At 69.7% G+C, this 8,012-nt stretch carries 5 protein-coding genes and 1 pseudogene; 3 read left to right on the top strand and 3 right to left on the bottom strand.

Annotated features, from left to right (window positions below; genetic code table 11):
* Nucleotides 1–168 precede the first annotated feature (168 nt).
* Both ABZ477_RS18735 and ABZ477_RS18730 read right to left on the bottom strand, forming a co-directional pair.
* A complete protein-coding gene (locus ABZ477_RS18735) occupies nucleotides 169–975 on the bottom strand; it encodes an NAD(P)H-hydrate epimerase (protein ID WP_360136281.1) in 807 nt (268 codons plus the stop codon).
* Nucleotides 972–2,000: a YihY/virulence factor BrkB family protein gene (locus tag ABZ477_RS18730; RefSeq protein WP_360136279.1), complete on the bottom strand. Its 1,029-nt coding sequence runs from the start codon at nucleotides 1,998–2,000 to the stop codon at nucleotides 972–974. Before ABZ477_RS18730 ends, ABZ477_RS18735 begins: the two co-directional genes overlap by 4 nt.
* 131 nt (nucleotides 2,001–2,131) lie before the next feature.
* Between ABZ477_RS18730 and ABZ477_RS18725 the strand changes: the two genes are divergently transcribed.
* The 3 genes and pseudogenes from ABZ477_RS18725 (at nucleotide 2,132) to istB (ending at nucleotide 6,278) form a co-directional block, all read left to right on the top strand.
* Complete coding sequence (locus ABZ477_RS18725) at nucleotides 2,132–3,799, top strand: ATPase, T2SS/T4P/T4SS family (protein ID WP_360136277.1); 1,668 nt, start codon at nucleotides 2,132–2,134, stop codon at nucleotides 3,797–3,799.
* A 466-nt stretch (nucleotides 3,800–4,265) separates the two neighbouring features.
* Nucleotides 4,266–5,478 (top strand): annotated as a pseudogene (gene istA / locus ABZ477_RS18720) (IS21 family transposase).
* On the top strand, nucleotides 5,478–6,278 hold the full coding sequence (gene istB / locus ABZ477_RS18715; protein ID WP_360136275.1) for an IS21-like element helper ATPase IstB: 801 nt from the start codon (nucleotides 5,478–5,480) through the stop codon (nucleotides 6,276–6,278). Before istA ends, istB begins: the two are co-directional and overlap by 1 nt.
* 139 nt (nucleotides 6,279–6,417) lie before the next feature.
* Here the strand turns inward: istB and ABZ477_RS18710 are convergent, their stop codons facing one another.
* Complete coding sequence (locus ABZ477_RS18710; protein WP_360136273.1) at nucleotides 6,418–7,746, bottom strand: DUF222 domain-containing protein; 1,329 nt, start codon at nucleotides 7,744–7,746, stop codon at nucleotides 6,418–6,420.
* Nucleotides 7,747–8,012: the final 266 nt, after the last annotated feature.

The following is an 8,012-nucleotide window of genomic DNA, read 5'->3' as shown; positions in this document are numbered from 1 at the left end:
CGCCTGCCGGGTCGCGGGGGGCCCGCGGGGCCCCCCCCCGCCCCCGCCCCCCCCCGCGCCGCCCCCCCCCCCCCCCCCCCCCCCCGGCCCCCCCCCCCCCCCCCCCCCCCCCCCGCGGGGGCCCCCCCCCCCCCCCCCCCCCCCCCGCGGCGCACTCCCTGGCGGAGGTCAGTCCCCCGGGTCGTCGCGGCGGCCCGCGACGGCGTACGCGACGGGCGCTGCGCCCACGGGCGGCTCGTCGAAAGGCAGGTCGAAGTCGACGAAGACGATCGCGCCGGCGAGCTCCGGCCCGCGCCCGCGCGTGAGTCCCGTCTTCACTCCCCCGAACGTGACGGTGACGGATGCCGGCAGCACGATGTCGTCGGCGGTCGTGCCGTCGTCGGGCTGGAGGCCGCTGGGCAGGTCGACGGCGATGACGCGCGTGCGCCCCGCGCGGACGGCGGGCCGGAGCGCCTCGACCGCCGTGCGTGCGCCGCCGCGCAGGGCCGGATCGGCCGATGTGCCGATGCCGAGGATTCCGTCGACCACGAGGTCGTAGCCGCCCTCGGTCGCGGTCTGGACGGCTTCGGCGAGCTCGACGCGGCGCGCGCCGGCGGCCTCGGCCGTGGCGAGCGCCTGCGCGTGCGCGGAGTCGCTCGTGAGGAGGAGGTCGATGGCGAGGTCGTCGCCGTCGACGTCGCGCGCGGCCGTCCACTGCAGGAGCGCCGCGGCGGCGTACAGCGCGTCGCCGCCGTTGTCGCCTCGACCCGCGGCGATGAGCAGGCGCCCCACGAGCGGGGCGAGTCCCGCCGAGAACGCGGCGTCGACCTTGAGGCGGGCCGTGACGCCGCGATCGACGAGCTCGTCCGCAATGACCTGGGCGAGAGCCGAGGCCGCCCAGAGCATGAGCGGGACTCCCTGATCGAGCAGCGGACGCTCGGCGGCCCGCACCTGGGCCGAGGTCCAGATCGGCACCCATTCCTCTGCGGCGCTCACGAGCCGGTGCGCTCCTTCTCCTCCTCGGCGCGGGCCTTCTCGAGCTCGGCCGTCGCGGTCTGCAGGGCGTCCTCCGCCTTGCGCACGCGGCGCAGCGCGAAAGTCGTGGCACCGAAGCGGGCTCGGATGCGGTCGGCGTCCTCCGCGACGCCGATGAGGATCCACGTCGACGCGAGCAGCACGACCTGCGCCGCGAGGTTGAACCAGATGAGCAGCGCGATGAGGGCCGCGAACGAGGCGAGGAGCGGGTTGGCCGACGCGCCGCGGACGAAGAGGCCCGACAGCTGCTGCAGCACGGTGAGCCCGATGCCGCCGATGAGGGCACCGGCGGCCAGGGTCCGGAAGCGCGCCTTGACGCCGCTGAGCGACACGAAGAGGAGGACGATGAGGGCCGCGTCGAGGACGAAGACGACGCCCATCGCGAGGGCCCACGTCGCGAGGTCGGCGACGAAGCCGGCCTGCAGGCCGAGCCAGTCGCGGAGCTGCTCGATCAGCGCCGTGCCGAAGAACGTCGCGACCGCCGACACGAGGAAGCCGACGCCTATCACGACGGCGAGCGCCACGTTGCGGAGGATGACCCAGACCCAGAAGCGGTCGTCGTGCAGCTCGCCCGCAAGCGTGCGCAGGGCCGCGCGCGTCGAGCCGATCGCGCCGATGGCACCGCCGAAGAGGGCGACGAGCGAGGCGATCCCGGCGAGAGTGAGTCCCTGGATGGGCGGGATGGTCGAGACGTCGACGATGCCGCCCTCGCCGACGAGTCCCGGGATCGCGGAGTCGACAGCATCCACCAGCGCCTCCATGGCGAGCGGGTTGTCGCCGAGCCACAGCGCCGCGAACGAGAAGCCCAGCAGCACGCCCGCGAAGACGGAGAAGAGCGTGCGGTAGGTGATGCTGTCGGCCAGCATGAATCCGCGCCGCTCGAGGTAGTGGAACCACACCCGCACCGGTTTCAGGGTCAGCGCCCACGCGATGACGCGATCGATGAGGTTGGGACGGCGGGGAGCGGATGCCGCGGTCTCGGCCATGGGGTCAGAGTATCGGCCGACGGAGGCCTCCGAGGCTGTCCACGGGGCGGCAACCTCACAGCCTCGGAATCCCTCCCCTCGCTTATGCTTTCTCAGGGGGCTTGGGATCCCCTTGGGGAATGGGGACAACCATGCGCGGACTCGCACAGACGCTGGTCCTGACCGGAGCCGTTCGCGCGGCCGACATGTCAGCGGCGCTCGCTCAGGTGGGCGACGGACCGGAGCTCACCGACCACCTCGTGAACGCGCATCTGGCGACCGAGGCGCAGGTCGCCGAAGCCGTCGCGCTGAACACCGGACACCGGTACGTCGAGCTCGCGAACCTTCCGCTCGACCCGAACGTCGTGGCGCTCGTGCCCGGCAATCTATGCCGCAAGTACCAGCTGATCCCGATCGACAAGCGCGGCGATCGCCTCGTGGTCGGCATCCTGGACCCCAACGACATCGTGGCGCTCGACGATGTCGCGAGCGTCACCGACCTGTTCGTCGAGCCGGTCGTCGTCGCGCGCGACGCGCTGGAGCAGATGTACGAGCGCTTCCTGCGCTCCGACGAAGAGCTCAGCGAGCTGTCGATCGCGATCGAGGAGAACGTCGAGGCGACGACCGAGTCGTTCACCGAGACGATCGAGGATCAGGATGCCGATGCCCCCGTCGTCCGCTTCGTGAATCTCCTGATCGCGCAGGCCATCAACGACCGCGCGAGCGACATCCACGTCGAGCCGGGCGAGAACCAGCTGACGGTGCGGTACCGCATCGACGGCGTGCTGCACGAGATGCAGAAGGCCGACCGCTCGATCCAGGACGGCATCATCTCGCGCCTGAAGATCATGAGCTCGATCGACATTGCCGAGAAGCGCCGGCCGCAGGACGGTCGCCTCTCGGTGAACCACGAGAGCCGCCAGGTCGACCTCCGCGTCGCGACGCTGCCGACGGTCTGGGGCGAGAAGATCGTCATGCGCATCCTCGACAACACGGGTCAGCGCATGTCGATGTCGGATCTGGTGATGTCCGCGCGCAACCTGGACCGCTTCGAGAACGCGATCTCGCGACCGCACGGCATGGTGCTCGTGACGGGCCCGACGGGGTCGGGCAAGTCGACGACGCTGTACACGGCGCTGCGCTCGGTCGCGAACCCCAAGATCAACGTCATCACGGTCGAAGACCCCGTGGAGTACCGCATCGGCGGCATCAACCAGGTGCAGGTCAACAACAAGGCCGGGCTGACGTTCGGCAGCGCGCTGCGGTCGATCCTGCGATCCGACCCCGATGTCGTGCTGGTCGGTGAGATCCGCGACAAGGAGACGGCGATCATCTCGATCGAGGCGGCGCTCACGGGTCACCTCGTCCTCTCGACACTGCACACGAACGACGCGCCGTCGGCCCTGACGCGACTGACCGAGATCGGCTGCGAGCCGTTCCTCGTGGCGACCGCGCTCGAGGCGATCGTCGCACAGCGCCTCGCGCGTCGACTGTGCATGCGGTGCCGCACACCGTTCACCGAGCCGACCGAAGTGCTGACGCCGCTCGGGTTCCCGCACGATCCGTCGGACCCGCCGCAGCTCTTCCGCGCCGCCGGCTGCGCCGCCTGCTCGCACACCGGCTATCGCGGACGTGTCGCGCTGCATGAGGTCATGTCCGTGACCGAGGAGCTCGAGCAGCTCGTCGTCACGCGCGCGACGGGCACCGAGATGCGCCAGGTTGCCCTGCAGCAGGGGATGGTGTCGCTCCGCGAAGACGGCTTCGCCAAGGTCACCGAGGGCCTGACGACGATCGAAGAGGTGCTCCGGGTCTCGGTCTGAGGCCGCGCTGGCGGTTGGGGCAGCTGTCCCCGACCCCGGGCCCCGCGCACAGCCCGCCTTCGATCGCCGAGCCTGTCGAGGAGTCGTAGCCGCATCCGGCGTATGCGGAGGGTGCCCGCTCCGCGATGCTTGCTCCGCGAAGCTGCCCTCGCTCCGCCTTCGGCGGGGCTCCCGCCGGACCCGGTGCCACGCTTCGCTGCGCAAGCTCGCCTGTGCGCACATGAGATGGGCCAGCGACGCACGTCGAGCTCGGCGCCCCAGGGGCGACCGCTGTGCGGTCCGCGAGACCGTCGGCTGCGACGCCGAGCGGCCGGTCTCTCCCCCCGGTCGTTGAGCGAGCGAAGCGAGACGAAACGCCCTCAGCTTCCGGGTAGCCCCTCACTCCCCGAACGTCTCCAGGTGTCGACGGCGGTTGAAAACTGGTCAGTTCCGGCGGTGAAAAGTGGTCACTCATCACGATTGGAGAGTGATCACCTTGGAGGACTGGGCTCTTATCCGGAGGCTGGCTGCGGAGGGCGTGCCGAAGGCGCGTATCGCGGAGCGGTTGGGGATCTCGCGGACGACGGTGTTGAAGGCGGTCAGGTCGGAGTCGCCGCCGCGGTATGAGCGGACGCCCCACGGAGTCGTCGTTCGTCGCGTTCGAGCCGCGCGTGCGGGCGCTGCTGGCCGAGACACCGGATATGCCTGCGACGGTGCTCGCCGAGCGGGTCGGCTGGGCGGGGTCGATCACCTGGTTCCGGGAGAACGTGAAGCGGCTGCGACCGGCGTTCCGACCGATCGACCCGGCCGACCGGCTGACGTGGGATCCGGGTGATGCGGCGCAGTGCGATCTGTGGTTCCCGGCGGAGAAGATCCCGCTCGAGGACGGGACGAGCAAGCTGCTGCCGGTGCTGGTGATCACGGCCGCGCACTCCAGGTTCATGGTCGCGCGGATGATCCCGACCCGGACCACGGAGGATCTGCTGCTGGCGTCGTGGGAGCTGATCCAGCAGCTCGGGCGGGTGCCGCGGCGGCTGATCTGGGACAACGAGGGTGGGATCGGGAAGGGCCATCGTCCGGCGCAGGGTGTGGCCGCGTTCATGGGCACGCTGGCCACGAAGTTGGTGCTGCTGCCGCCGCGCGACCCGGAGTCCAAGGGTGTCGTCGAGCGCCGCAACGGCTGGTTCGAGACCTCGTTCATGCCGGGCCGCTCGTTCACCTCACCGGCGGACTTCAGTACTCAGTTCGCCGATTGGCTGGACCGCGCGAACCGACGGATCGTCCGCACGACCCGAACGGCGCCGATGGACCGGCTCGAGGCGGACCTTGCCGCGATGCTGCCGTTGCCGCCGATCCCGCTGCATCTGGGGTGGCGCAACAGCATCCGACTCGGCCGCGACTACTACGTCCGCCTCGACACGAACGACTACTCCGTCGACCCCACCGTGATCGGACGGATCGTGGACGTCTCCGCCGACCTGGATCGGGTGAAAGTCCGCGCCGACGGGCGGATCGTCGCCGACCACGCGAGAATCTGGGCGCGCGGAACGACGGTCACCGATCCCGCTCACGTGGAGACCGCCGCGCGGCTGCGCAAGCAGTTCCAGCAGCCCCGCGTCGCCGCGGCCGGGAACGATCTGACCCGGGACCTCGCGGACTATGACCGCGCGTTCGGTCTCATCGACGGCGGGCTCAGCTGATGGGCGCCGCCAAGAGCTCTACCGAGTCGGTGAAGCAGATCACTTACCTCGCCGGTGCCCTGAAAGCTCCCCGGATCACCGAAGCCGCCGGCCGGATGGCCGACCAAGCGAGAGATGCGGGCTGGTCGTTCGAGGACTACCTCGCCGCAGTTCTCGAACGCGAAGTGAGCGCCCGCAACGCCTCCGGCGCCGAACTGCGGATCAAAGCCGCCGGGTTCCCGGCACGCAAGACCCTCGAAGACTTCGACTGGGACGCCCAGCCCACCGCGCGGCAGCAGGTCGCCGCGCTCGCTTCCGGCGGGTTCCTGCTCGAGGCGCAGAACGTGGTCCTGCTCGGTCCGCCCGGAACCGGGAAGACGCACTTGGCGATCGCGTTGGGGATCGTCGCTGCCCGGCACGGGCACCGGGTGCTGTTTGCGACAGCGACGGACTGGGTCACCCGGCTCACCGACGCCCATCGGCAGGGCCGGCTCCCCAACGAGCTGGCTCGGCTGCGGCGTTACGGGCTGATCATCGTCGACGAGGTCGGCTATCTGCCGTTCGAGCAAGACGCGGCCAACTTGTTCTTCCAACTCGTCTCCAGCCGCTACGAACACGCGTCGCTGATTCTGACCTCGAACCTGCCGTTCTCCGGCTGGGGCGGGGTATTCGGAGACCAGGCCGTCGCCGCCGCGATGATCGACCGCATCGTTCACCACGCCGACGTGCTCACACTGAAAGGCGCCAGCTACCGGCTCCGCGGCAGAGGCATCGACAGCCTCCCCAGCATCCGCACCACCACCGACGAGACCCCTGGCTAAACTGCCCGCAACTGATCACTTTTCAAGCGTCGAAACTGACCAGTTCTCAAGCGTCGTCGACACCAGGCCCGACGCCGGCAGCGCACAGCCGCGCGCACATTCCACGCCCCGACAAGCTCGGCGGTCGTGCTCCCGCGGGTCAGAAGGGCGCGGGGCCGCCCGCGTCGACCAGCGGCTTGAACACCGGAACCTTCCGCTCCGGCTGCACGACATAGCGACGGCCCAGGGGCGAGATCCACTCGAGCGCCCCGCCGCTGCCTTCGAGCTGTCGCACGATCCAGTCGCCGTGATGCTTGATCGTGTGGTGCCCACGGCATAGGGGACACAGGTTGCAGAGCGATGTCTGACCGCCGTGCTCCCACGCGACCGAGTGGTCGATATCGCATCGCGACGCCGGGACGCTGCATCCCGGTGCCATGCACCGCTCGGCCCGCCACGTGACGAGCCTTCGGAGCCACGGTGGGGTCTCGTAGCGATCCCGGCCGACCGAGAGGACCATCCCGGTCTCGGGATGGGTGAGGACTCGCATCATCGTCGGCGCCGAGCCCACCAGCTCTCGAGCCCGTTCGATCGGGATCGGCCCCAGCCCCTCGACGACGGGCGGCTCGCCGCCGTTCCGCTCGTAGCCCTCCTCGAGCAGCGCGAGTGCCGGCACCGTCACGACGACCGTCGCCGTGATGCGCTGCGCCTGCTCGGGATGACCCTCGGCCCTGCCGGCGAGCAGGAGATCCGAGGCGATGTCCGCTCGAATCTGATCGAGCGTCCGCGTCTCGCCGGGTTGCGCCGCGATCACCTTCGCCATGGCGGTAGTGCGCTCGTGGATGGCGTGCACCTCGACCGCCGGACCGTAGATACCCCAGTACGCCATGCCGTCCTCGGCCTGATCCACGAAGACGCGACGCTTCGCGACCGCCGCCTCGTGCCGCTCAGCCAGCGTCTCGAACCGCGCCGTGTCGATCAGTTTGCGGAGTCGCCGCCGGAACGTGCCGACGGGCTCGGACTCGGCCAGCGCGACCGCCTGAGGAAGCACCTCATCACGAAGCTCGGGCTCGAGCTCATCGAGACCGTCGACGAGGATGCTCGCGTGCCGCTCCGTGATGTCGGCGCGCGACAACGAGGAGAGCACCGCGGGATAGCGGTGGACCAGCGCCTCACCTACCCGCAGCAGCTCTTGTGCGGAGTACTCCGTGATGCGGAGCCTCGCCGCCACCTCGAGCCGCACCGATCGCTCGGCCACCTCATTCAGCCGCCCGTTGCCGAAGGGCTGGGACTTCCCCAGCACCTCGCGTCGCAGGTGATCGACGCTTACGTACTGCTGCGCCGCATAGATCGCCATCATGTCGGCCGTCTCGGCAACGCGCTCGAGTGAGTCGGGTACCTCGAGCGCCGCGACGTCCAGGGCTTCACGATCCGGTTGCCAGGCGCCACTCGCTTCTTCGGGGGGCGGCTCATCGAACGGTTGCTTCATAGGATGACTTTAGAACGCACCTCCGACATTGTGAGCGAGTCGAGAGCAACCGGCCAGCCATTTTTATATTATCTACAGGGATTCTCCACCTCTATGACGCGAGGCCGCTCAGTGGGCGAGCGAAGCGCTTAGCAAGTACTTGGTTGGTCAGTGTCGTGTTTATGTTCCATGCCTTACGTCTCAGCGGCCGCCGATCAACGTTGGGAATGGTGGTGGACCGAACGCGACCGTCATGGGGCAGATCGGATACAGCGATACTGAGCCGC

Origin of the sequence: Microbacterium sp. NPDC019599 (assembly GCF_040632175.1) — a bacterium.
Classification (GTDB): Bacteria; Actinomycetota; Actinomycetes; order Actinomycetales; family Microbacteriaceae; genus Microbacterium.
This window is presented reverse-complemented; position numbering and strand designations above follow the sequence as displayed.